The following is a 22,771-nucleotide window of genomic DNA, read 5'->3' on the forward strand; positions in this document are numbered from 1 at the left end:
TGGACTCGCACGCCGCATCGAGTGGCCTCTGGTGACGAGATCTCGGCGCCGACTCCGTCGCATCCCGGGTCAGGCGTCGTCATGAGCGGCCACTCGATGCTGTTCGCCGACTCAGTCGGCCAGCGCGCGGGCGGAGTGCTCCAGCTCCACGACCCAGACCTCGCCGGGATGCAGCAGCTTGTGCTTGCCCTCGACGTTGACGTCGATCGGCTGGGCGGAGCCTCCGGAGAGGTTCAGCGTCACCGCCCGGTGGTCGGCGTGGACGACGATCGGCTGATTGCGGTACCGCATCCGGAAGGTGACCGCGGGCAGCTCGTCGGGCAGCAGCGGATGGAGCCAGAGCGCGTCGGCGCGGGTCTCCACTCCGGCGTAGCAGCGCAGCACCATGTCCACAGTGCCGGCCATCGCGCCCAGGTGGATGCCCTCCCGGGTGGTGCCGCCCTGGGTGTCGGAGAGGTCGGCCTCCAGCGCCTCCTTGAACAGGTTCCAGGAGCTGGAGCGGTCGAACTTCGCCGCCACCCAGCCGTGCACCAGCCGGGACAGCGTCGAGCCGTGCGAGGAGCGGGCCAGGTAGTAGCGCACCGTCGCCCGGACGTCCTCCACCGAGACCGAGTAGCCCATGTGGTCGAAGGCCTCGATCAGCTCGTCGGTGGAGAACAGGTAGCAGAGCATCAGCACGTCGGCCTGCTTGGAGAGCTTGTACCGATTGGTCGCGTCGCCCTCGGCCTGCAGGATCAGGTCGAGCCGGCCGATGTTGCCGTACCGGGCCTTATAGCCCTCCCAGTCGAACTCCAGCAGATCCTCGTAGCCGGCGAACTGGCTGATCACCCCGTCGTCGTGGAACGGCACGCGCAGCCGGCGGCTGATGTGCTCCCAGCTGTCGAGCTCGTCCTCGAAGATGTCCAGCCACTCCGAGAGCGGGTCGTCGCGGCCGTCGAGCTCGCGGACCAGACGGGCGGTGTGGCGCAGCATCCAGGAGGTCAGCACGTTGGTGTAGGCGTTGTCCCGCACCCCCGAGCCCGGGGTCTCCGGGTAACCGTCGTGGTACTCGTCCGGCCCCATCACGCCGTCGATGTCGTACCGGTCGGCCTCGTCGTCGTAGCTGGTCAGCGACACGAAGAAGCGGCTGATCTCGACCAGCATCTCCGCGCCGTAGTCGGCCAGGAAGGTGTAGTCCTGCGTGGTCTCGAAGTACTGCAGCACCGAGTAGGCGATGGCCAGCGAGACGTGGCGCTGCCGGTGCGAGTTGTCCGGCATCCACATCTGGCTGCGCGGGTTCCACAGCTCGGTGGGCGTCTCCTCGCGGCCGTCGGAGCCGGCCTGCCAGGGGTACATCGCCCCGGCGTGGCCCTCCGACGCGGCCATGGCGCGGGCCTCGGCGAGCCGCCGGTAGCGGTACATCAGCAGCCCGCGGGTGATCTCCGGGCGCCGCAGGGTCAGCATCGGATAGATGAACATCTCGTCCCAGAAGAGATGCCCGCGGTAGCCCTCGCCGTGGAGTCCGCGGGCGCCGACGCCGGCGTCGAGCTCGCGGCGGGCGCCGAAGGCGGTCTGCAGCACGTGGAAGGTGTGCAGGTTCAGCGCCATCTGCTGCCGCGAGGGCTCCGAGCCGATGGAGACGGCGAAGCGGCGCCAGAGCACGCCCCACATCTCCTCGTGGAAGGTCAGCATGGTGCGGAAGGCGTCGGCGCGCTGGACCCGCTTGACCGCGGCGTGCCAGACGGTGGAGATCGCGTGGTCGTGGGAGTTGGCCACGGAGGCGATCTTCTCCAGCGTCACCGGGGCGCCGGCGTCGAGCTGCAGCGAGATGTCATGGCCGGCGACCAGGTCGCCCTCGGAGACCGGCCGACGCATCGGCGGGACGGCGACGTCGGAGGTCACCGAGGTGCGGGTGGCCAGGGCGATGCGCACCTGCGACTGGTTGGTCATCGTCTCCAGCAGCACCGTCTCGCCGTCGACCTCGCGGGAGTCGACCGGCTCCAGGTGGTTGCCGGCCAGCTCGCGGTCCGCGGCGACGTTGCGGTTGGCGACGCGGCCGTCGGTCATCGAGCGCACATTGATGTTGCCCGACCAGTTCTCCGCCTCGATCGTCATCTCCATGGCGGCCAGCTGGGTCCCGGCCATCGACTGGAACTGACGGGTGACCACTCGGGTCCTGCGGCCGTGCAGGTCCTGGTAGCGGGCGGTGCGGGTGAGCAGCCCGCGCCGCATGTCCAGCTCCTGGCGGTAGTCGACGAGCTCGGGCGAGCCCGGCAGCAGCGCCGAGCCGGCCTCCGGGGTGACCTCCAGATGGGTCCAGTCCGGGATGTTGACCATGTGCTCGGTCTCGACCGTCTTGCCCATCAGGTCGGTGTGCAGCCGATTGAAGACCCCGGCGATGTAGGTGCCGGGGTAGTGGGTGGCGTCGGCCGAGGTGCCCGGATAGTTGCCGCGCGTGCCCCAGTAGCCGTTGGCCAGCGCGCAGAGCGCCTCCCGGGTGGGCTCGTCCCTGGGGTCGAAGTGGTCGTAGGCCAGCACCCAGTCCGGGTCGTGGGGGCGGGTGGTGCGGGTGGCCAGGTTCATCACCGACAGATCGGCGACGACGACGTCGGCGCCGGCCTCCTTGAGCCGCCGCGGGTCGTCGCCGCGGTTCAGTCCGACCACCATGCCGTAGGAGCCGCGGTGGCCGGCCTGCACGCCGGAGGCGGCGTCCTCGACGACGATGGAGTCCTCGGGCTCGACGCCGAGCAGCGTGGAGGCGTGCCGGAACATCGCCGGGTCGGGCTTGCCGGGCAGGCCCAGCTCGAGGGCGTCGCTGCCGTCGACGATCGCGGTGAACGCGTCGAGCAGGCCGGCGGCGCGCAGCACGGTGCGGCCGTTGCGCGAGGAGGTCACCAGGGCGGTGGGGATGCCGTCCTCGCCGAGCTGGCGGACGAGGTCGACGGTGGTGTCGAAGACCCCGACGCCGTCGCGGTCCATGACGCTCTCGAAGTAGCCCTGCTTGCGGGCCGCCAGTCCGCGGATCGTCAGCTGGTCGGGGCCGTCGTCCTCGGTGCCCTCGGAGACGTCGAGGCCGCGGGCGGCCAGCAGCGCGCGCACGCCCTCCTCGCGCGGCCGTCCGTCGACGTGGTCCAGGTAGTCCTGCTGGGTGAACTCCGGCTGCGGGGCGCCGGCGACCTCCTCCAGCGCGGCGTCGAAGAGCTCCTTCCAGGCGTCGGCGTGCACGCTCGCCGTGTCGGTGACCACCCCGTCCATGTCGAAGATGACGGCGCGGAAGTGGCGCAGAGCGTGCCGACGAGCCTCGGCGCTGTGGCGGAACGGATTCTCGAAAGGATGCATCGATACCTCGTGGAGTGCGGGATGGGATGCGTCGTCGCGACGACGGGCGTCGGCGGGTCGCCGGCGCGCGGCGGTCAGAGCGGTCGGAGCGGTCGGAGTCCTCCGGATTCGGCCTCCGTCCGGCGCGGTGCCGCCGGACGGTCCTGCTGCGGCGGTGCTGCGGCCTCCCGGCGCAGGTCAGCGGCCGCGACGGGCCGTGCCGACGGGGAGCCGGGTCCGCGTCCTCCCCATCCTAAGCAGGTTCCTCCCCGGTCACCAGACGTCGGCGGGGGCGATTCCCGGTGACCGGCTCAGCCGATCCGCCGGTCGGCGCGGAAGGCCGCGGGCACCGGACGGTGCCGGCCGACGTCGCCGGCGGCCAGCCCGGCCGCCAGCTCGCCGATCAGCGGGGCGAACTTCGCGCCGTGGCCGGAGCGCGGCGAGATCACCGTCAGCCCGTCCCCCATGCCTGTTCGCCAGGTGATGACTCTGTGGAACGTGTGGGAATGCGGCCTCTTTCCCACACGTGCCACGGAGTCATCCCTCCGGCGCGGGCATCGGTGCTAGCGTCTAGGACATGGCGCGGCGCAGCACGATCGAACTCACCTTCCGCGAGGTCAAGGGCACCTCCAAGGAGTCCACTGTGGCCGGCGGCACCGTCGTCGACTGGATCGACAAGACCGCCTACGCCTGTGCGGCCTCCTGGGCGCGGGCGGACTGCGTGACCTCCTACGTCGGGAACATGCACTTCACCACGCCGGTCCCGCGCGACACGCCGGCCACCGTCCAGGCCCGGGTGGTGCACACCGGCCGCACCTCGGTGCACATCCAGACGCGGGTGCTCATCCAGCATCCCGAGCGCGGCTGGCAGGTCTGCACCGAGTGCTTCATGATCTACGTGGCCGTCGGCGACGACGGCGAACCGCGGCGGATCACGCCCTTCGAGGCGGAGACCGAGCTGCAGCGCCGCCGTTCGGTCGACGCCGCCCAGCGGATGATCTACCGCCGCCAGGTCGAGGACACCATCAGCTCGATGCCCGAGGACATGGGCACCTCCGAAGGCCTGACCATGCGGTTCCTGGCCGAGACCGACGAACGCTACCCGGACGGCAAGATCCGCGGCGGCGCCGTGATGAAGTGGATCGATCTGGCCGCCGAGATCTGCGCGGAGCGGTACTCGGGCTTCGACGTCGCCGCGGTGCTCACCGGCGGCGTGCGCTTCTACCGGCCCATCCACGTCGGCGACCTGGTCGAGGCCGACGCCCGGCTGGTGCTGACCGGCTCGAAGTCGATGCACGTGCTGGTCCGGGTCCGCGCCGGCGCCCGCTGGGAGAAGGACCCGGAGGTGGTCGCCTACGGCCTGCCGGTGATGGTCGCCCCCGACGGCGCCGGCTCGGCGCGACACATCACCCCCTGGCAGCCGATCACCGACGCCGACCACGCCGTGGCGCAGAAGGCCCGCTCGCTGCGCGAGCTGCGCAATGCCACGCTGCTCGCGCCGAGCCCGGTGGCGCAGTCGGTCTGATCCCTCCGGACCAGGCCGGCCCGGTCCGGCTCCCGGCGCGGGCCGAGCCCGGCGACCTCGACTCCGCCTCAGGGGTGATGCGCGCCGAGGGCGGCTTCATTAGGCTGAGCGCCATATGAGCACCCCGAACGATGACCAGCAGGGGCGGGATCCGCGGGAGACCTACCGCAGCGGTCCGCCCGTTCCGCCGCCCGGACCGCACCCCTACGGCGCTCCCGAGCAGCCGGACCCGCAGGGACCGCCCGCGCAGAGCTGGCCGCAGGGCCCGCCGCCCGGTGCGCCGCAGGGTCAGCCCGGCGGCCAGCCCGGCTGGGGGATGCCGCCGCAGCCGCCCCGCCCGGCGCCGTCGCGCCATCGCCAGCGCGACGCCGAGCCGGGCCGCTTCAGCTGGTGGGACCTGGGCGCCGTCGTGCTCTATCTGGCGACCTTCATGATCGGCGGCGCCGGCCTCGTCGCGACCCTCCTGCCGCCGGTCCGTCGGATGATGACCAGCGGCGACGCCGACCAGATGGCCCTCTCGCAGTTCCTCGTCAACGCCGGCGCCTATGTGCTCATGGCCCTGGTGGTGCTGCTGCTGGCCGGCCCGGCGGTGATGCGCGCCGTGCGCACCTTCGCGCCGCTGTGGTGGCTGAAGCTGCTGCTGGTGCCGGTCAGCTGGCTGGCGATCATCCTCGTCAACGCCACGCTGGTCTCGCTGATCAGCGACCAGCCGCAGGTCTCGGCGAACCAGCAGGCCATCGAGCAGATGCTCGGCGCCGTGCCGTATCTGGGCGCACTGGTGGTGCTCGGCCTGCTGGGTCCGCTGGTGGAGGAGTTCTTCTTCCGCCACCTGCTCGTCGGCAAGCTCTCGCGGCACCTGAACATCTGGATCTGCGGAGCCATCTCCGTGGCGGTCTTCCCGATGATCCACTTCATCCCCGCCCTGATCGGACTGACCGACGACCTCTCGATCGCGACGCTGGTGCCCTACGTGACTATGGGCCTGGTCTTCACCCTGGGCTATATCCTCTCCGGCCGCTCGCTGCTGTACTCGTGGCTGCTGCATGCCTTCAACAACTCGCTGGCGGTCAGCCTGCAGTACCTGCTGCAGGGTCCGCTGAAGGAGTTCACCGAGCAGCTGCCCGACACGATGCCCGACGGCGGCGTCGCAGTGCTGGGCCTGCTCGGCGCGACGGTCGCGCCGGTGGTGTCGCCGGTGCTGGGACCGGTGCTGGCGGGATGAGCCCGCGGCACGACGACGAGCGCGCCGGACCGCAGGAGCAGAGCGGGCAGACCGAGCAGACCGGGCAGACCGAGCAGGGCGGGCCGGCCGAGCACGTCCCCGCGGCGACCGACCGGCGCTCGCTGCCGCGCCGGATCCTCGCGCTGGCGGTCCCGGCGCTGGGCGCCCTGGTGGCCGAGCCGCTGTTCCTGCTGGCCGACACCGCGATCATCGGCCGGCTCGGCGTCGAGGAGCTCGCCGGGGCCGCACTCGGCCTGACGGTGATGCAGACGGTCACCGGGCTGATGATCTTCCTGGCCTATTCGACGACGCCGCAGGTCGCCCGCTCCGTCGGGGCAGGGCGGATGCCCCGGGCGCTGGCCGCCGGCCGCGACGGCGTCTGGCTCTCGGTGATCATCGGCGTCGTGCTGGCCGCGGCCGGGCTGGCCGCCGGCGAGGCGCTGCTGCAGCTGATGGGCGCCGACGGCTCGATGCTCGACCAGGCCTGGGCCTATCTGCTCTGGTCGCTGCCCGGGATCCCGGCGATCCTGCTGGTCTTCGCCGCCACCGGGGTGCTGCGCGGGCTGCAGGACACCACCACCCCGCTGGTCGTCGCCGGCTGCGGCTTCGGGGCCAACATCCTGCTGAACCTGATCCTGGTCCACCCGGTCGGCCTCGGCGTCGCCGGCGCGGCGATGGGCACCTCCATCGCCCAGTGGGGGATGGCGCTGGTGTACCTGACGCTGCTGGTCCCGCGGCTGCGCGAGCACGCGGTGCCGCTGGCCGCCGATCCGATGGGACTGCGGAAGGCCTTCTCCGTGGGGTCCTGGATGCTGCTGCGCACGCTGAGCCTGCGCGCGGCGATGGTCGCGACCGTGCTGGTGGCCACGGACCTGGGCCCGGACACGCTGGCCGCCCACCAGGTGACATTCACCGTCTTCTCCACGCTGGCCTTCATCCTCGATGCGCTGGCCATCGCCGCCCAGGCGCTGATCGGCAAGGAGCTCGGCGCCCACCGGCTGGAGACGGCGGCGCGGCTGACCCGGACCATGGTGCTCTGGGGCGTCGGCTTCGGCGTGATCACCGGCGCGGCGATCGCCGTCGTCGGCCCGCTGAGCGCCCCGCTGTTCACCCCGGACGACGCCGTCGCCTCGGCCATCGGCGCCGCGCTGCTGGTCGTCGCCGCCGCGCAGCCGATCGCCGGGCTGGTCTTCGTGCTCGACGGCGTGCTCATGGGCGCCGGCGACGTGCGCTACCTGGCGCTGGCCGGGCTGGTGAACCTGGCCCTCTACGCCCCGGCGCTGTACTGGATCAGCTCCGCCGGGCTGACCGGCACCGCCTCCGTGGTGTGGCTGTGGGTCGGCTACGGCGTGGTCTTCATCGGCGCCCGGGCGCTGACGCTGGGCGTGCGCGCTCGCGGCGAGGCCTGGATGGTCGGCGGGGACGCCGCGTGAGGGTCTCGCCAGGCGATGTCGCGCCCGCCGCTCGGGTGAGCGCCGCGGGCGAGGGAGCGTAGAATCGCCGGCGTGCCTGTGCAGAGAATCCCCGCCGCGACCGCCGAGCAGCTGGCCCGCCCCGTCTGGCTGCGCGCCGCCGTCACCGCCCTGCTGGCGCTGGTGACCATCTTCTGGCAGGGCGAGACCCTGCTGCTGCTCAAGATCTCGCTGGCCGCCTACTTCGTGCTGGCCGGCACCGCCGTCTGGGACTACGCCAAGGACACCGTCGTGGTCCCCGACGCCGTCCGCGGGCCGCTGGCCTCCGGCGCGGCGCTGTGGGTGCTGGTCGGCGTCGGCGTGATCTTCGTGCCCTCGGCGACGGCGGGAGCGATCGTCGCCGCCGCCGGCTTCCTCGGCATGGGGCTGGCCGAGCTGATCGCCGGCCTGCGCGGCCGGCCGGACTTCGTCCCCGCCCGGGATCTGCTGGTCCAGGGCGGCGTCGGGATGGCCACCGGCGTCGGGCTGCTGGCGGGCATGCGGCTGGACGTGCACGGCATCCTCGGGATCGCCGGCATGGGGCTGGTGATCCTGGCGGTGCTGCTGATGATCAGCGGGGCCTCGATGACCCATGAAGCCCGCCGCGCGGCCGGCTGAGCCCGGCTCGCCGCCGCTCTACTACGCGGCGTAGAATGGATGACGGCCCGGCGGGTGCACCCCGCCCGCAGGATCTGCGGATGATGCCGGGCCCACCGATCCGACCAGGAACGAGGAGACCCGTGGCTGACCACTCCAAGGAGCGTCGCTCGCTGATCGAGACGGTCAAGGCGCCGCTGATCTTCTCCGCGGCCCTGGGCGTCGTCGCCGCCCTCGTCACCCTGGTCACCGCCTCCGGCGGCACTGAGGCCGAGCCGCGCGTGGACCTGGCGCTGATCGCCTTCGGCGTGGCCTTCATCGTCGCGCTGCTGCTCGTCTCGATGCTGCAGCTCGCCGCGCGGGAGAACCCCGACGAGCTCGCCGAGGGATCGGGCGTGAACCGCGACTCCGAGGAGCTCTACCGCCAGCAGGTCGCCGAACGGCGGCGCGAGGCCGCCCGGCAGAAGGCCCGCGAGGCCCGCGAGGCCGAGGGCGAGCCGGAGTTCGGCCGCGCCGCCGACGCCGCGGCGGACGGCGGCGCAGCATCCGACGACACAGCACCCGACGACACCGCACCCGACGACACCGTATCCGACGACGCCGAGGGCGACCGCCGGGACTGACCAGCTCGGGACTGGCCAGCTCGGGGCGCGGCCGCCTCCGGGATCAGAGTGCCGAAGTGCGGCGCAGCCGGACGTTGACGAACTCGCCCATGCCCCAGCGGGCGAGCTCCCGGCCGAAGCCGGACCGCTTCACGCCGCCGAAGGGCAGGCCGGGGAGCGTGGTGCCGTGCTCGTTCACATAGGCCATGCCGACCTCCAGCCGGTCGGCGACCTGCTGGGCGCGGTCGAGATCCCGGCCCCACACGGAGCCGCTGAGCCCGAAGTCGACGTCGTCGGCCAGCTCCACGGCCTCGTCGACGGAGCTGACGCTGTGGATCACCGCCACGGGCCCGAAGATCTCCTCCCAGTAGGCATCCATCTCCCGCGTGACCCCGGTCAGCACGGCAGGGCGCATGAAGGCGCCCTCCCCGGAGAGCGCCACGCCGCCGGTGTGCAGCGTCGCGCCCTGCTCCACGGCGCGGGCGACCTGCTCGACGACGCCGTCGCGGGCCTCCACCGAGGAGAGCGGGCCGACGTCGACGTCCTCGTCCAGGGGATCGCCGACTGTGGCCTGCTCGAAGGTCGCGATCACCGTCTCCAGGAAGGTCTCGGTCATCTCCCGGGGCACGAACATCCTCTTCGGCGAGTTGCAGGCCTGGCCGGCGTTCGAGAGCCGCGCCTTCGCCACGATGCCGGCGACGTGCTCGACGTCGACGTCGTCCAGGACGATGAGCGGATCCGAGCCGCCGAGCTCCAGCACCGCCTTCTTCAGGTGCTCGCCGGCGGTGCCGGCGACGGCCGATCCGGCCCGCTCGCTGCCGGTGAGTGAGACGCCGCGCACCCGCGGGTCGGCGATCATGGCGGCGATCTGCTCATGGCCGGCGAAGACGTTGATGTAGGCGTCCTCGGGCACTCCGGCGTCGTGCAGCATCCGGGCCATGACCTCGGAGGAGGCCGCACAGATCTCGGCATGCTTGAGCACGATCGTGTTGCCGGCCATGAGGTTGGGCGCGACGAAGCGGGCCACCTGGTAGTAGGGGTAGTTCCACGGCATGACGCCGACGAGAGGCCCGATCGGCTCGGTCTGCACGAGGGACTCCCGGGCGCCCTGGGGGTCGAGCTGCTCGGACTCCAGGAGGTCCGGTCCGTGCGTGGCGTACCAGCGGTAGATCGAGCCGGCCAGCTGCGCTTCGCCGATCCCCTGGTCGAGCGGCTTGCCCATCTCCGTGGCGATGAGTCGTCCCAGCTCCTCGGCGCGGGCCTCGTAGGCGTCGGCGACCCGGGTCAGGGCCGCGGCACGCTGCTGCGCGGGCGTCGTCCGCCAGGTGCTGAACGCCGCGTCCGAGCGGCTGAGGATGTGCTCGACCTGACCGTCGTCGAGCGTGGGGAAGTCCGTCTCGGTGCGTCCTGTGGTCGGGTTGGTCGTCCGATATGTCGCCATGCCCCCACTCTGGGGCCGACCGCCGGGCCGTGTGAAGGGGGCCTCGACCGGCCGGCCGGCCCTTGGCCTCGCGGGGAGTGGGCGTTAGCGTCCTGAGTGACGCCTCGGGCGTCATGGACCGATGTGACACCACCCCACGGATCGACGGCGCATCCTGCGCGTCGAGGAAGGAGGCGGCCATGACTGATGCAGTCGACGGCGGCCAGGTCACCGGGACGAAGGACAAGAACTACAATCTCGTCTGGTTCGCCGAGCAGTGCCTCTCCAATGCGCTCCGGCTCGAGACGTACCGGGCCGACGCCGAGCGCGACGGCGACGCCGAGCTCGCCGAACTCTTCGAGAAGGCCCAGCGCGAGAGCGCCAAGGGGGCGGAGCAGGCCAAGAGCCTGCTGGCGCAGCGCCTCGGCACGGAGGTGAATCGCTGATGGCGGCCTGCGACGTCTGCGGCAACGAGTACGACAAGCCGTTCACCATCACCCAGGGAGAGGCGCGCGGGGTCTTCGACAGCTTCGAATGCGCCGCCCAGGCCATGGCTCCCCGCTGCGGCCGCTGCGAGTGCCGGATCCTCGGCCACGGCGTCGAATCCGTCTCGGGCGCGATGTACTGCTGCGCGCACTGTGCGCGTGAGGCCGGCGCCACACAGGCCACCGACCGGGTCTGACCCCGTCGGAGGCCGCTGACCGGCCGGGATCCGGCCGGAGACGCAGCCGGGCGGGCCCTGTGGAAGGGCCCGCCCGCATGCTGCGCGGCCGATGACGCGGCGGCGATCACCCGCCCCCGGTCACCGGGCGCCGATCACTTCTTGTTCTTCTTCTTTTTCTTCTTCTTGCCGCCCTTCGTGTCGCGCTGATCCATCAGCTCGTCGCGCATGGCGCTGCGGAACTGCTTCGCCGCGACGCCCGACTCCGAGGTCGGCTCGTCGAGCTCGGCGGCCTTCTCCGCGGCGGAGGGCTTGGCCAGCTTGTCCCCGGTCTCCGACTCCTTCAGCGCCTGCTTGCCGGCCTCGCGCAGCGCGGCCTGCCGGGCGCGGTAGGCGCGCACGTGGGCTCGGTTGGCGCAGTTGCCGAAGTCGCAGAACAGCTTCGAGCGGTTGCGGGTGAGATCGATGATGGCGGCGTCGCAGTCGTCGCCGCGGCAGGTGCGCATCCGGCTGGTCTCATCGTTGACCAGCAGGAACTTCAGCGCATCGCCGACGGCGGCGGTGACGACGTCGACGAGCTGGCCGCTCACCGGGATCGGGGCGGCCCGATACTCCGGCGTCGTGGAGGTCTCGTCGGTGCGCACCAGCTTGGTGCTCACTCCGTCGAGCAGCTCGTTGATCTGCTCGACCGGCCGGCCGCCGGCGATCGGGGCGGCGGACCAGATCTCGCGCAGGGTGTCCCGCAGCTCGATGATGCCGTCCACCTGGGAGCGGCCGAGGCCGGAGGACGGCCACTTCAGCTCAGGGTCCTGGGCGGCGACGAACTTCCGCAGGCTCTCGATGCTGGTGATCTCATCGGGGCTGGGCTTCGCGCTGTGCAGGCCTTCGGCGGTGTTCATCAGATTGACGGCTGCGGTCAGGGTCCGGTTGATCTCTGCGTGGAACATGCAGTCTCTCCTGACGGGTCGTGTCGACGCCTCCGCGGGGGAACGGTCTGCGGAGACGTCTGGTGCAACAGGTGTCTTCAGTGTAACGAGACACGGCCCTGACGGCATGAGTGAGATGGATCGTCATCGCGACGGTGGTGACTATGACGCCCGCCGATCGCGCGATCCGCGGGCGTCGGACTGCGCATGCCCGTCTCCGCCTCAGGAGTCGAAGCGATCATGTACCTTCTGCAACGACCGGCGGATTCCCTGGTCGTTGGCGGCATGCGACCCGGTCATGCCGAGCAGGCGACGCAGCGGCGCGGGCTGGCCGCGGAAGTCGTAGCTCTCTGTGATGCGTGTTACGCCCTGCGACACGGGCTCCAGCTCCCAGCGCCACCGATGTCCGCCGGGGTGGCGCCACTCCACCAGGCGGTCCGTGACGGCGGCGGTGGTGACCATCGTCAGCGCATAGGGGATGCCCTTCATCCGCATGTCCACGCGGAACCGGTCGCCGTCGATCAGCTGACGGGGGCCGATCGCGGTGGAGCGCACCGTGCCCGAGCCGTCCAGCTCGTGGTGGCGGTGCGGGCAGGCGATGATCGCGTACAGCTCCGAGGCCGAGGCGTCGACGTCGATGGACCAGGAGATGATGTGCTCTCCGCGGTCGAGGCGATGCGGGGTCCGACTCATGGACGCCAGTCTAAGCGCGGAGGCCGGCGCGCGTCGGGCCGGTCCGGGGCGTTCGTCCTCGGCGGAGCCGGCGTCGGCGTCTCGGCGGCGTCGTCGTCGTGCTGACAGAATCGCTTGGCAGAATAGGTGCTCCGAGCGCGCGGCGAGGAAGGGAGGCGCGATGGCCCAGGACGACGCCCGACGCGGAGTCCGCGGATGGATGCGACGGGTCGGCCTGCTGCCCGGCGGCGTCGACGGCGACGTCGCCCACGATCCGCTGCCGGATCCCTCCGACCGGCTGCCCAGCCACGGGTCGGCCCGCCGGCTGGCCGCCGTCGCCGCGGCCGAGGAGGCGGCCCATCCGACGACCACCACGGCCCGCCAGCAGGAGTCCCAGGCGCGGCTGCAGGTGCTCATCGAATCCCGCGCAGTGCTCAGCGCGATCCTCGGCGGGGTGCTGGGCGTGCTCGCCGGCCTCGTGGTCTTCCCCGGACGGCATCCCGAGCTCGCCGGCGAGCAGTCCATCCAGTTCTACGCCTCGATCGTCGGCGGCGTGGCCGCGGGTGCGGCGTTCCTGCTGGGCTACTCGCTCAATGCGCGGATGGCGAACCTCTGGCTGGGGCAGCGTCCCAAGGTCCGTCAGCTCATCGACGCCGTCGCGCTGCTCGTGGTGCACTCCTCCATCGCCGTGATGGGTGCGCTGGGGATCTTCCGGGTGTTCCAGGAGGCCTTCGTCGGCCTGCGCGTGGACTATCTGGCCGGCTCGGCGCTGCTGGGCGTGGTCGGCGTCGTCGCCGCCTACTTCAGCTTCAACTCCGGCGCGCGGCTCACCGCCTTCTCCGTCTCCTCGCTGCTGGGCATCTTCATGGCCTCCGGCGTGCTGGTCTCGATGCTGTATGCGGAGAATCCCTACTGGTGGCAGGTGATGTTCTCCGAGCTGGGCACCGGACAGGCCGGGATGACCTCGTTCTGGACCTTCAACACCACGCTGGTGGTCTCCGGGATCATCATCACCACGCTGACCGCGTTCATCACCCGCGACCTGCGCATCTGGGCCGAGCGGACCCGCTCGCGGCACCAGGAGCGGCTGCGTCGCCGCGAGGAGATCGACCGGGCGCTGCGCGGCCGCATCGGCGCCGGCGAACGGCTGCGGATCGCCGTCAGCCGCCATGTCCACACCCCGCGGATCGGGGTGGTGCGCATCGCGATGATCGGCATGGGCATCTCCCTGGCCGGGGTCGGGCTGGTGCCGATCAACTTCCACGACCAGCTGCACTCGACCTTCACCAGCGGCTTCGGCCTCTTCTTCATCGGGCTGCTGGTCGGGCTTCCGTACTGGCTGCCCGGCTTCCCGCGGGCGACGTACCTGATGAGCTGGCTGGCCGCCGGCGGGCTGATCTTCGCGATCAGCCTGTGGAAGCCGATCGGCTACTACAACCTCACCTCGCTGGAGCTCATCGCCGCCGGAGTGCTGTTCTTCTGGCTGATCGTCTTCATCCGCACCGTCGCCGCCGTCGCCGAGATCCCGGGCGCGCCGGCGGTGCCGGTGCTCTTCGGCGGGTCGGCGGCCTCGCCGGCCGGACGGGGATGAGCGGCGACGGCGGGGCGGTCGGCTCGGCGGCGGGGCCGGTCACCGCGACGGCGGCGGCCTACGACGCCCGCGCCGCGGAGTATGTCGCGCACCTCGGCGCGCTGGAGCAGATGGCGGGCGAGGACCGCACGCTGATCACCCGCTGGCGGGATGCGATCCGCGGGCCGATGCTCGACGTCGGCTGCGGGCCCGGCCACTGGACGGCGCTGCTGGCCGCGGGCGGCCGCGAGGTGCTCGGCGTCGACGTCTCGGCGGAGATGATCTCCTCGGCGCGGGTACGATGGGAGACTCCGAAGTTCCGCCGAGCCGACGCCGAAGGGCTGCCGGTGCCGACCGCGAGTCGCGGTGGGGTGCTGGCCTGGTACTCGCTGATCCACCTGCCGCCCGAACGGCTGCCGACGGGTCTGGCCGAGATCTCCCGGGTGCTGGCCCCGGGCGGGAGCCTGCTGCTGGGCTTCTTCCGCGGCGAGGCCGGGGAGCGTTTCGAACATGCCGTGACTCCGGCCTGGTACTGGTCGCCGGAGATGCTCGAGGAGCTGCTGGCCGAGGCCGGGTTCGCCGTGGAGGAGGGTCATGCGCGCCATGATCCCGGCTCGCGGCCGCACGGTGCCATGGTGGCTCGACGGCGGTGACGGCGTCGGCGGCCTGACCCCGCCTCCGTCGTCCTGCGCGCCGTCGCCGACTAGAGTCGGGGCATGACCCAGCGCAGCGCCGCCGTCGTCGGCTCCGGACCCAACGGGCTGACCGCCGCCTGCGTGCTCGCGCGCGCCGGCTGGGAGGTCACCGTCCACGAGGCCGCCGCAGTGCCCGGCGGTGCGGTGCGCTCGCAGCGGCTGCTGGCCGACGACGTCGTCAGCGACCTCGGCGCCAGCGTCCACCCGATCGGCGCGGCCTCGCCGGCCTTCGCCGCCCTGGACCTCGCCTCTCACGGCCTCGAGTGGGACCACGCGCCGATCCCCGCCGCGCATGCCCTCGACGACGAGCACCCGACGCTGCTGCACGACTCGCTGGAGCGGACCGCCGCCGCCCTCGGCGAGGACGCCGGCATCTGGCGGCTGCTGATGGGCGGACCCACGCGGCGCTGGGAGGCGATCGCGGACTCGGCCTTCGGCCCGCCGTTCGCCACGCTGGAGGAGATCTGCGCCCAGCTGCGCGACGACGACCCGCACGGCACCGCCCGGCTGGCGGCGATGGCCTCGCTGGGCGCCCGCGGCGCCTGGCCGGCGTCGGCGGTGCTGCGGCTCTTCCGCACCGCACGGGCGAAGGCGCTCTTCGCCGGGCTCGCCGCCCACTCGACGGCGCCGTTCCACCAGCCGCTGACCGGGGCCTTCGGTGTGCTCTTCGGCGCGGCGGCGCACAGCACCGGCTGGCCGGTCGCCCGCGGCGGTTCGCAGGCGATCGTCGACGCGCTGCTCGCCGAGCTCGCCGGGCACGGCGGCCGGGTGGAGGCCGACATGCGCGTCACCGGTGTCAGCGAGGTCAGCGCCGGCTCGCTGCCCGGCGCCTCATCAACGCCGACGACGGCGACGACGATCGGAGGCGGCGGGCCCCGGCCGCGCCGCGTCGAGGGCGTCGACTCGGCCGGGCGCGCGCGCAGCGGTCAGCCGGTCGACGTCGTGCTGCTGGACCTCGACACCCGTCAGCTGCTGGATCTGGAGGGCCTGGCGCTGCCGGCCGCACGTCGTCGGGCGCTGCGCCGCTTCACGCACGGCCCCGGCATCGTGAAGATCGACCTGCTGCTCGACGGTGCGATCCCCTGGAAGCACCCGGAGCTGGGGCGCGCCTCGACCGTCCATCTGGGCGGCTCGGGCGCGCAGATCGCCGGCTCCGAGGCCGCCGCCTCCCGCGGGGTGCTGGCCAGCAGGCCCTACGTGCTGCTCGCCCAGCCGAGTGCGGCCGACGCGACCCGCGCGCCGGCCGGGCAGTCCGTGGCCTGGGCCTACGCCCATGTGCCGCATGGGCTCTCCGGCCGCGGCGTCGAGCGGGCGGCCGCGGCGATCCGCGCGGAGATCGAGTCCCAGGCGCCGGGCTTCGGCGCGCGCGTGCTGGCCGAGCAGGTGTGGTCCCCGCAGGACCTGGAGTCGATGGATGCGAATCTGGTCGGCGGCTCGATCAGCGGCGGGGTGCCCACACCGGCGCAGTTCCTGGCCCGGCCGACGACCGGCGCCCCGTACACCACCGGCGTCGACGGGGTGTATCTCTGCTCAGCCTCGACCCCGCCCGGCGGCGGCGCCCACGGCATGAACGGCTGGCACGCCGCGCACGCGGCGCTGCAGCGGCACGGCTGAGGGTCGTGCGTCCGGGGCAGGCCTCCGGATCAGCCGCCGAAGGCCAGCAGCCCGGCGACGACCAGCATCGTGACGCCGACGCCGACGTCGATGATCTGCCAGGTGCGCGGCCGGTCGAGCACGCCGGCCAGCGCGCGGCCGCCGTAGGCCAGCAGCAGGAACCAGGAGAGCGAGCCCAGCACCGCGCCGGCGGAGAAGATCCACTTCTCGGCGCCGAAGCTGGTGGCCATCGACCCGATGACGACCATGGTGTCCACCCAGGCGTGCGGGTTCAGCAGGCTGACCATCAGCCCGGCGGCGATCACCGAGAGGATCGGGGAGACCGCCCGTGCTCCGGTCTTCCCGGCGTCGTCGGAGGACGTCGAGGTCAGCCGCACCGGCCGGGTCTGCGTCGTGACCGGCCCCGGCGTCGCGTCCGGGCCGTCCTCGCCGGCGACGACGGCACCGGCATCGCCGCGGCCGCGCGCGCCGTCGCTCGCGGGCTGGTCGCGTGCGCCGTCGTCGTCGGAGGACTCCGGCTCCTCGACCGAGAGCCCCTGGTCGGCGGTGCGCGCCGAGGCGAAGGAGCGCACGGCGAACCACACCAGGTAGGTCACCCCGAGCCAGCGGACGATCTCCATCAGCCACGGCGTGTGGTCCAGGACGGTGCCCACGCCGAGGGTGCCCAGCCCGATGAGGATCAGATCGCCGACCAGGCAGACGAGCACCGCCGTGCCCACGCGGTCGCGGCGCAGGCCCTGGCGCAGCAGCCAGGCGCTCTGCGCACCGATCGCCATGATCAGGGCCAGGCAGGTGAAGAATCCGGTCAGCAGGGTCGTCATGGACTCCATCCTCCTCAGCCTCGAGCATCCGCACCAGCGCAGAATTCTTCACTGTCCGAAGCATCGCTTCAGGTATGATGAGGGCTGGAACGGGACGGAGCGGGACCGCGCGAGGGAGGGGAGCGAGCATGAACACCGACCACCTGCGGGCCTTCGTCACCGCCGTGGACGAGGGCACCTTCGAGGCCGCCTCCGCGGTGCTGGGGATCTCCGGCTCGGCCTTCTCCCAGCGGGTCAAGGCGCTGGAGAAGGAGGTCGGCCAGGTGTTGCTCACCCGCACTGTGCCGGTGCGCCCCACCGAGGCCGGGGCCGCGCTGCTGCGCACCGCCCGGCAGATGACGCTGCTGGAGGACGAGGCCCGCCGCAGCCTGGGCTTCCGCGGCGCCGGCGACGAGATCGTCACGCTGTCGGTCGCGGTCAACGCCGACTCGCTCTACACCTGGTTCCAGCGGGTCCTGCAGGAGGCGGCGACCTGGGACGACGTCGAGCTGCACCTGCATGCCGAGGACCAGGAGCACACCCACGAGCTGCTGCGCGGCGGCACAGTCTCCGCGGCGGTCACCGAGACGCCGACGCCGGTCTCCGGCTGCCGGGCGACCGCGCTGGGGACCATGCGCTACTGGCCGGTGGCCAGTGCGGAGCTGCTGGACCGGCATCGCGGCGACGACGGCGCCGTCGACTGGGCGCGCGTGCCGCAGGTCGACTACAGCATCCGCGACTCGCTGCAGCGCAGCGGACTGCGGCGGCTCGGCGTCTCCCCGCGGGTGACGCATCTGATCCCCTCGGTGGAGGCCTACAACGCCGCCGTCGCCCACGGGCTGGGCTGGGGGATGATCCCTGAAGGGATGATGCCGGACGGTGTGATGGAGGGCGAGCATCCGGATCTGGTGCTCGTCGAGGAGATCGGTCCCACGGAGGCGCATCTGCACTGGCAGCGCTGGACCACCGGCGCCCCGGCGCTGGACCGATTCACCGACGCAGTGCGTCGTGCGGCGGCGCGCATGGCCTGAGGTGCCGCGGCGCGCATGGCCTGAGGTGCCGCGGCGCGCATGGCGTGAGGTGCCGCTGGCTCGAGGGCCGCGCGCAGGGCACGAGCCTCGTGGTGTCCCCGAGTTCTCGCACGATCACCGCGCTCTATCACGATGATCCTGCGAAACCTCGGGGACGATGGAACGACGGCGGCGCGCCGAGGGGGAGATCCTCCGTCGGCGCGCCGCCGTCGCGGGTCAGCGCCGGATCGGCGCCGCGTCATGGTGCGCTCAGCTGCGGCTGGGGGAGCCCGCCGGGGCCGAGGCGCGGCGGCCGTTCTGGCCGCCCTGGCCGCGGCCGCCGCGGCGTCCGCGCGAGGAGCCCTGCCCGGCGTTCTGGCCGGCGGGCTGCCCGGAGTTCTGCCCGCCGCGGGACTGCCCGGAGCCCTGCCCCTGGCCGGATCCGCGTCCGCGACCCTTTCCGGAGGAGCCGCGCGAGCCGTTCCGCGAGCCGCCGCCGGATCCGCCGCGCGAGCCGTTCTGCCCGCCCTTCGGCGAGCCGCCGGAGCCGCCGGAGCCGCCGCGGGGCGCGGGCTCCACATGCGGAGCCTGCTCGCCCACCAGCTCGGCCACAGCGGTCGAGTCCGGGGTGACGGTCACCGGCGTCGTGTCGATCGCGGCCTTGCGCAGCAGCTGCTCGGTGTCACGGCGCTGCTCGGGCAGCATCACGGTGACCACGTCGCCGGCGCTGCCGGCGCGGGCGGTGCGGCCCGAGCGGTGCAGATACGCCTTGTGCTCGGCCGGCGGGTCCACGTGGACCACCAGCTCGATCGCGTCGACGTGCACGCCGCGGGCGGCGACGTCGGTGGCCACCAGCACCTGCACGTCGCCCTGGCCGAAGGCGGCCAGGCTGCGGTCGCGCTGGTTCTGCGAGAGGTTGCCGTGCAGGTCCACCGCCGGGATCCCCTGGGTGGTCAGCTGCTTCGCCAGGCGCTTGGCCTGGTGCTTGGTGCGGGTGAACAGCAGCCGCTTGCCCCGGCCGGAGGCCAGCGTCTGGACCAGCGGCTTCTTGTCGTCGGCGGAGACCTCGAAGACGTGGTGGGTCATCGCCGAGACGTGCGAAGTCGGGTCGTCGACCGAGTGGAGCACCTCGTCGTGCAGGAACCGGCGGACGAGCTTGTCGACCTCCTTGTCCAGCGTCGCCGAGAAGAACAGCCGCTGGCCGGTGTCCGGAGTCTGCGCGAGGATCCGCGTGACGCCGGGCAGGAAGCCCAGGTCGGCCATGTGGTCGGCCTCGTCGAGCACGGTGACCTCGACCTCGCCCAGGCTCAGCTCGCCCTGGCCCAGCAGGTCCTCCAGGCGGCCGGGGCAGGCGACGACGACGTCGACGCCGCGGGCCAGCGCATCGGTCTGCCGCTTCTGGTTCACCCCGCCGTAGATGGTGGTGGTGCGCATGCCGTAGGCCTCGGCCAGCGGGGCCAGGGCCTCGGCGATCTGCGTGGCCAGCTCGCGGGTGGGCGCGAGCACCAGGCCGCGCGGGCGGCGCGGTTTCGCGGGGCCGGCGCCGGAGGCGGCCAGTCGGGCGGCCAGCGGGATGGAGAAGGCCAGCGTCTTGCCCGAGCCGGTCTTGCCGCGGCCGAGGACGTCCCGGCCGGCCAGCGTGTCGGGCAGGGTGTCCTGCTGGATGGGGAAGGCGGAGGTCTTGCCGGCCGCGTCCAGGGCCTGCACCAGCGGTGCGGGCACGCCCAGGGCGGCGAAGGTGGTCTGCGAAGTCGTGATGGGGGACCTTTCGAAGGGCCGGCGCGCGGCTCGCCGTCTCAGGGCGGCGCGCGGGTCCGGCACGGTGGCGGGAGCACGGTCTGGTGCTCTCTTCTCGCCGAGTGAGAAGCATCCGAGCCCGGGCCGGCGCAGGCCGGCGACGGCGGGCGGGGCGTCCAGTCGACGCAGGGGACCCGGGGCGGGTCCGCAGGTTCGGCCAGTCTACCTGCCCGCGGCGAATCAGCCGGCATCGGGTGCCGCCGGCGGAGCCGCGGGGCGACGTCGAGGGGCGTCGAGGAGGGGCGTCGAGGAGGGGACCGCGGGCGCCGTCGTCGCATTTCAAATTTCAAGGAATGGAGGGTGAGGCGCGGCTGTTGGGACGGTCATGAGCATCAGCACAGAGCGCCACCACGACCACTTCGAACTGGGCCTGCACACCTTCGGCGACGTCACCGCCTCCGCCGACGGCTCGCGGACCCTGACCCAGCCCGAGGTCCTGCGCAACGTCCTCGCCGAGGCGCGCATGGCCGACGAGACCGGCGTCGACGTCCTCGGCGTCGGCGAGCATCACCGCCCGGACTACGCGATCTCCGCGCCCGACGTCGTGCTCTCCGCCGTCGGCGCGGCCACCGAGCGCATCAAGCTCATCTCCGCGGTCACCGTGCTCTCCTCCGACGACCCGGTCCGGGTCTACCAGCGCTTCGCGACTCTCGACGGGCTCACCGGCGGCCGCGCCGAGGTCTCGCTCGGGCGCGGCTCGTTCATCGAGTCCTACGGGCTCTTCGGCTACGAGCTCTCCGACTACGAGCAGCTCTTCGAGGAGAAGCTCGACCTCTTCGCCCGGCTGCGCTCCGAGGCCCCGGTGTCCTGGCAGGGCTCCATGCGTCCGGGGCTGAGCGGCCAGCAGGTCTACCCGACGACCGCCCACGAGCACGGCCTGCCCGCCTGGGTCGCCGTCGGCGGCACGCCGGCCTCGGTGATCCGGGCGGCCCGCCATGGACTCGGCCTGGAGCTGGGAGTCATCGGCGGGGCTCCCCAGCGCTTCCGCCCGCTGGTCGAGCTCTATCACCGGGCGCTCGGCGAATCCGGCTTCGCCGACGGCCGCCGCGTGGCGATGCATTCCCACGGCTTCGTCGCCGACACCGACGAGGAGGCCCGGGAGATCTTCTACCCGTCCTGGGCCGACACGATGGCCCAGATCGGCCGGGAGCGCGGCTGGGGCGGCGGTCGACCCGGGCCGGACCAGTTCGCCGACGAGGTCGAGAACGGTTCGCTCTACGTCGGGTCCCCGGAGACGGTGGCGCGCAAGATCGTGCGCTCGCAGAAGCTGCTGGGCATCTCGCGCTTCAGCCTGAAGTACGGCAACGGCTCGCTGGCCCACGAGCACATGCTGCGCGCCGTCGAGCTCTACGGCTCGCAGGTGAAGCCGCTGGTGCTGGACATGCTCTCCGAGTCCTGAGCGGCCGGCGGCGGTGCCCGGCGGCACCCGGCGGCGCCCGGCGGCGTGCGGCCCGGACGCCTCGCCGGCGGGGTCGGCGTCGACTGTGTCCCGTCGGCGGACCCCGAGTTTTCGCAGGATCACCGTGAAACAGCACGGTGATCCTGCGAAAACTCGGGGACCGCCGGATCAGCGGCGGGGGCGGGATTCTCGGCGCGCGCTGTTCCACCGCCGACGGCGGGGCGAAGGCGAGCGACGGCGACGCTTCCAGCGGGGGACTATGATGGTGCCATCGTCAGCACCGTCACCCGGCGGGGCCCTCGCGGCCGGTCGGAGAGGGAGGAGCGAGTCCGTGGAGCAGGGGCAGTCCGCGACGCACGACTCGTCGTCGGAGGGCGCCGGGCGGTCTCCGGAGGAGCGCGCCGAGCAGACGGTGGAGGAGAGCTCGCCCCGCGGCGGACGGGTCACCATCATCTCCGACCCGGGACGCACGTCCTACCTGGTCCGGCGCCTGCTGCGGCGCGGCCCGCGGCAGTGGGGCGAGCAGCATGAGATCACCCACCGGCAGACGCGGCTGCCGCTGCGCTCCGACGGGACCCTCGACGTCGACGTCGCCCAGGAGTGGGCGCGCGAGGAGAGCGCGTCGATGACAGTGGTCATCACCGAGCTGCCGCGGATCGGCGACAGTGGGCCGAAGTCCGCCGAGCTGCACTTCGCCGAGCGGTTGGCGATCATCTCCCTGCCGGTGCAGGGACCGGCGGGTGTGATGCACGGCCTGCGGCGCGAGCTCGACCGCGCGCTGGTCACGCTGCGCCGGCATTCGCCGGAGCCCGTGGAGCACCTGCGCGTCGGCTGGCGCCTGGAGCAGGACGACGAGCGGGACTCCGCCTACATCACCCCGCGGTACACCTGGCCCGCCCGAGTGTGGATGACGTTGGGCATCGCGGTGAGCAACGAGCCGCTGCTCTCGCTGCCCAAGCTCTCCGGCGTCTTCGCCGCCGCCAGCGCCACCGGGGCCTTCGGCGTCTTCTACGGGTCGATCTGGGGGATCGCCGAGGCCCTGCCCAGCTGGCGGCTGGCGGTCATCACCGGGCTGGCGATCCTCGGACTCGTGCTGTGGCTGATGCTGCGCAACCGCCTCTGGGACGGCCCCGGATCGGCCGGCGGACGCCGGCTGGCGGTGATGTACACCGTGGCCACAGTGCTCAGCCTGCTGGTGAGCGTGGCCATGCTCTACCTGCTGCTCTTCGCCGGGATCCTGGTGATCTCGCTGCTGCTGATCGATCCGACGTACATGGCCCAGACCCAGGAAGGGCTGGACGGGACGCTGATGAACTACGTCGACATCGCCTGGCTGGCGGCCTCGATGGGCACTGTCGCCGGGGCGATCGGGTCGAACTTCGACCCGGAGGCCGATCTGGAGGGACTCACCCAGGGCAGCCGCGAGCTGCGGCGCTATCCGCGCGACGCCGAGCAGCGCTGACGGCGCCCGCGCGGACGCCGCGGTGCTGGGCGGCGCCGATCGGGCGGCGCC

Annotated in this window: 19 protein-coding genes and 1 pseudogene; 13 read left to right on the plus strand and 7 right to left on the minus strand. The window is 72.6% G+C overall.

The genetic code is table 11. The features are described from left to right. Positions 1-111: 111 nt before the first annotated feature. Positions 112-3,318, minus strand: coding sequence for a beta-phosphoglucomutase family hydrolase (locus ABD652_RS05080; RefSeq protein WP_344718831.1), 3,207 nt, complete (start codon positions 3,316-3,318; stop codon positions 112-114). Positions 3,319-3,608: 290 nt separating this feature from the next. Next, a pseudogene (locus tag ABD652_RS05085) lies at positions 3,609-3,758 on the minus strand (FAD-dependent oxidoreductase); the annotation flags it as partial. 116 nt (positions 3,759-3,874) lie between these two features. On the opposite strand from ABD652_RS05085, the gene ABD652_RS05090 reads away from it, so the two are divergent. The 5 genes from ABD652_RS05090 to ABD652_RS05110 all read left to right on the plus strand — a co-directional run bounded on the left by ABD652_RS05090 (position 3,875) and on the right by ABD652_RS05110 (position 8,715). Then, positions 3,875-4,822 carry an acyl-CoA thioesterase gene (locus ABD652_RS05090; RefSeq protein ID WP_344718834.1) on the plus strand — a complete coding sequence of 316 codons (948 nt, stop codon included), beginning with the start codon at positions 3,875-3,877 and terminating at the stop codon, positions 4,820-4,822. Between the two features lie 115 nt (positions 4,823-4,937). Further along, entirely contained in the window at positions 4,938-6,044 is a 1,107-nt protein-coding gene (locus ABD652_RS05095; protein WP_344718836.1) for a CPBP family intramembrane glutamic endopeptidase, read from the plus strand. Continuing rightward, on the plus strand, positions 6,041-7,477 hold the full coding sequence (locus ABD652_RS05100; protein WP_344718838.1) for an MATE family efflux transporter: 1,437 nt from the start codon (positions 6,041-6,043) through the stop codon (positions 7,475-7,477). The genes ABD652_RS05095 and ABD652_RS05100 overlap by 4 nt, the downstream gene beginning before the upstream one ends. A gap of 72 nt (positions 7,478-7,549) precedes the next feature. Continuing rightward, complete coding sequence (locus ABD652_RS05105; RefSeq protein ID WP_139084372.1) at positions 7,550-8,113, plus strand: hypothetical protein; 564 nt, start codon at positions 7,550-7,552, stop codon at positions 8,111-8,113. 122 nt (positions 8,114-8,235) lie between these two features. Then, complete coding sequence (locus ABD652_RS05110; RefSeq protein WP_344718843.1) at positions 8,236-8,715, plus strand: hypothetical protein; 480 nt, start codon at positions 8,236-8,238, stop codon at positions 8,713-8,715. A 43-nt stretch (positions 8,716-8,758) separates the two neighbouring features. On the opposite strand, the gene ABD652_RS05115 is transcribed toward ABD652_RS05110, so the two are convergent. After that, positions 8,759-10,135 carry an NAD-dependent succinate-semialdehyde dehydrogenase gene (locus ABD652_RS05115; RefSeq protein WP_344718844.1) on the minus strand — a complete coding sequence of 459 codons (1,377 nt, stop codon included), beginning with the start codon at positions 10,133-10,135 and terminating at the stop codon, positions 8,759-8,761. Between the two features lie 179 nt (positions 10,136-10,314). Between ABD652_RS05115 and ABD652_RS05120 the strand changes: the two genes are divergently transcribed. Both ABD652_RS05120 and ABD652_RS05125 read left to right on the plus strand, forming a co-directional pair. After that, entirely contained in the window at positions 10,315-10,560 is a 246-nt protein-coding gene (locus ABD652_RS05120; protein ID WP_344718846.1) for a hypothetical protein, read from the plus strand. Further along, complete coding sequence (locus ABD652_RS05125) at positions 10,560-10,796, plus strand: hypothetical protein (protein WP_344718848.1); 237 nt, start codon at positions 10,560-10,562, stop codon at positions 10,794-10,796. The genes ABD652_RS05120 and ABD652_RS05125 overlap by 1 nt, the downstream gene beginning before the upstream one ends. Before the next feature lie 134 nt (positions 10,797-10,930). Here the strand turns inward: ABD652_RS05125 and ABD652_RS05130 are convergent, their stop codons facing one another. Both ABD652_RS05130 and ABD652_RS05135 read right to left on the minus strand, forming a co-directional pair. Further along, positions 10,931-11,722, minus strand: a complete 792-nt coding sequence (locus ABD652_RS05130; protein ID WP_344718850.1) for a CGNR zinc finger domain-containing protein — start codon at positions 11,720-11,722, stop codon at positions 10,931-10,933. Between the two features lie 201 nt (positions 11,723-11,923). Then, positions 11,924-12,394: an SRPBCC family protein gene (locus ABD652_RS05135; RefSeq protein WP_344718852.1), complete on the minus strand. Its 471-nt coding sequence runs from the start codon at positions 12,392-12,394 to the stop codon at positions 11,924-11,926. Positions 12,395-12,554: 160 nt separating this feature from the next. Between ABD652_RS05135 and ABD652_RS05140 the strand changes: the two genes are divergently transcribed. The 3 genes from ABD652_RS05140 to ABD652_RS05150 all read left to right on the plus strand — a co-directional run bounded on the left by ABD652_RS05140 (position 12,555) and on the right by ABD652_RS05150 (position 16,252). Then, positions 12,555-13,964, plus strand: a complete 1,410-nt coding sequence (locus ABD652_RS05140; RefSeq protein WP_344718854.1) for a hypothetical protein — start codon at positions 12,555-12,557, stop codon at positions 13,962-13,964. Continuing rightward, positions 13,961-14,596: a class I SAM-dependent methyltransferase gene (locus ABD652_RS05145; RefSeq protein ID WP_344718856.1), complete on the plus strand. Its 636-nt coding sequence runs from the start codon at positions 13,961-13,963 to the stop codon at positions 14,594-14,596. The genes ABD652_RS05140 and ABD652_RS05145 overlap by 4 nt, the downstream gene beginning before the upstream one ends. Positions 14,597-14,659: 63 nt before the next feature. Further along, entirely contained in the window at positions 14,660-16,252 is a 1,593-nt protein-coding gene (locus tag ABD652_RS05150; protein ID WP_344718858.1) for a phytoene desaturase family protein, read from the plus strand. Positions 16,253-16,281: 29 nt separating this feature from the next. Here ABD652_RS05150 and ABD652_RS05155 read toward each other — a convergent pair whose 3' ends face one another. After that, the gene (locus tag ABD652_RS05155) at positions 16,282-17,073 is read right to left on the minus strand and encodes a LysE/ArgO family amino acid transporter (RefSeq protein ID WP_344718860.1); all 792 of its coding nucleotides are present in this window, start codon (positions 17,071-17,073) and stop codon (positions 16,282-16,284) included. A 128-nt stretch (positions 17,074-17,201) separates the two neighbouring features. Between ABD652_RS05155 and ABD652_RS05160 the strand changes: the two genes are divergently transcribed. Next, entirely contained in the window at positions 17,202-18,083 is an 882-nt protein-coding gene (locus tag ABD652_RS05160) for an ArgP/LysG family DNA-binding transcriptional regulator (RefSeq protein ID WP_344718862.1), read from the plus strand. A 249-nt stretch (positions 18,084-18,332) separates the two neighbouring features. On the opposite strand, the gene ABD652_RS05165 is transcribed toward ABD652_RS05160, so the two are convergent. Beyond that, positions 18,333-19,784: a DEAD/DEAH box helicase gene (locus ABD652_RS05165; RefSeq protein ID WP_425574542.1), complete on the minus strand. Its 1,452-nt coding sequence runs from the start codon at positions 19,782-19,784 to the stop codon at positions 18,333-18,335. A 400-nt stretch (positions 19,785-20,184) separates the two neighbouring features. Here ABD652_RS05165 and ABD652_RS05170 point away from each other — a divergent pair, with 400 nt between their 5' ends. Further along, positions 20,185-21,258, plus strand: coding sequence for an Atu2307/SP_0267 family LLM class monooxygenase (locus tag ABD652_RS05170; RefSeq protein WP_344718864.1), 1,074 nt, complete (start codon positions 20,185-20,187; stop codon positions 21,256-21,258). A gap of 331 nt (positions 21,259-21,589) precedes the next feature. Further along, positions 21,590-22,720, plus strand: coding sequence for a hypothetical protein (locus ABD652_RS05175; RefSeq protein WP_344718866.1), 1,131 nt, complete (start codon positions 21,590-21,592; stop codon positions 22,718-22,720). The last annotated feature ends 51 nt before the right edge of the window (positions 22,721-22,771 follow it).

The organism is Nesterenkonia halobia, from assembly GCF_039536005.1.
GTDB lineage: Bacteria > Actinomycetota > Actinomycetes > Actinomycetales > Micrococcaceae > Nesterenkonia > Nesterenkonia halobia.